General features: G+C 36.7%; 1 protein-coding gene and 2 pseudogenes. 2 read left to right on the forward strand and 1 reads right to left on the reverse strand.

What is annotated here, in order from left to right:
• Positions 1–216: 216 nt before the first annotated feature.
• Both JQC92_RS23005 and JQC92_RS22330 read left to right on the forward strand, forming a co-directional pair.
• A pseudogene (locus JQC92_RS23005) lies at positions 217–405 on the forward strand (restriction endonuclease); the annotation flags it as partial.
• 444 nt (positions 406–849) lie between these two features.
• Positions 850–1125 carry a serine hydrolase domain-containing protein gene (locus tag JQC92_RS22330; RefSeq protein ID WP_239480692.1) on the forward strand — a complete coding sequence of 92 codons (276 nt, stop codon included), beginning with the start codon at positions 850–852 and terminating at the stop codon, positions 1123–1125.
• Between the two features lie 40 nt (positions 1126–1165).
• Here JQC92_RS22330 and JQC92_RS23390 read toward each other — a convergent pair.
• A pseudogene (locus JQC92_RS23390) lies at positions 1166–1273 on the reverse strand (IS1 family transposase); the annotation flags it as partial.

Genomic DNA, 1273 nt, shown 5'->3' on the forward strand with positions numbered 1-1273 from the left:
ATAGCAGGCTGGGAAACGATTTGGGAAGGTTGGGATACCCTTCAATCTTATGTCGTTGGATATAGGATGGCGAAAGAAATGCTAGCTGACGGAGAAATGCTCTGAGATCTGATCAAGAGACAGAGGTAAACGTATCCATTTGCATAACTTGATTAAAGAACGAATTGACCTCTTCATTGATTTTGTCCATTATGAGTTAAGACAAACAAGGGCGATTTCCTGAACTTCATCATCGAAACAAAAAATGTTGATGGAAAGGATAGTCTTCGCAAAGAGGAAGAGAGAAAAATTGAACATGCTAAAGTTCTGTTTGACCAGATAAGTAAAGAAGTTAAGGTCGATTTCAAAACACAGTTTGCTGATGATTTGATTTATGATTTAATTAGGCAAGCAGCTTCAAGCTAATTTCTCTAGAAAGCGAGAGTATCAAAAACTCTCGCTTTAATTCAAATTTTTGCATATTAAGTCAAGAGGGAGAAGGTAGTCTTTTCACAATTAGAGCAATAACGCTAACGTGTCTTTGTCCATTGATGTGCCAGCGGCAATCGTTGGCCAACTACCCCCCCCAAAAAAAAATGTGCCTGACCATAAATCTGAACTCTATACTTCATGTTACAAAATTGTTTTGTAACAATGGGATAGCAGTGATAGTTTCTCAGGATAAATAACTTTATTCGACTTGCTCTTATGAACACCAAATTATCATTTATTGTTAAGGTCTTATTCAGCTTTTTTGTTATGACTAATTTGTGCTTTTCTGCCTCAATTGGTCAAGAAGGTTCTCTAGGATTAAAGCAAAAATTGAATGACGACCTTGAGAAGATCAGAGTTTAAAATGATGTGCCTGCAATGGCTGTCGGGATCATAGAACATGGAAAAATTTACTACCAAAAAGGATTTGGAACAACGTCTACTGGTCAAGAGGTGACAAATAAAACCAAGTTTCGAGTCGCTTCTATCACAAAGTTACTTACCGCACAGGCTGCGCTGCAATTGGTCGAAAAGGGGAAGCTTAAACTTGATGATAACGTTAATAAGTATTTATCTGAATTTGCGGAACAAAATATTTCTATACAGGAGTTGATGACCCATCACTCAGGGTTAAAAGATAGGCTCATATCGTAATTCAAACTGCTCTGATAAACTTGCTTGGTAGTGGTCTAATTTAGTGATAGGCATGAATATCAATTCCAAATTCTACTCGATTAATTAACAAACCGATTACCGTGTCATGCATACTTTCTAATTTTGAAAAACAAATTGTTCTTCGTGC

This window comes from Parashewanella hymeniacidonis, assembly GCF_016900895.1.
Taxonomy (GTDB): Bacteria; Pseudomonadota; Gammaproteobacteria; order Enterobacterales; family Shewanellaceae; genus Parashewanella; species Parashewanella hymeniacidonis.

Bases quoted from the DNA above. Each gene is read 5' to 3' on its own strand.
- JQC92_RS22330 (WP_239480692.1), top strand. From the start codon at position 850: ATGGCTGTCGGGATCATAGAACATGGAAAAATTTACTACCAAAAAGGA.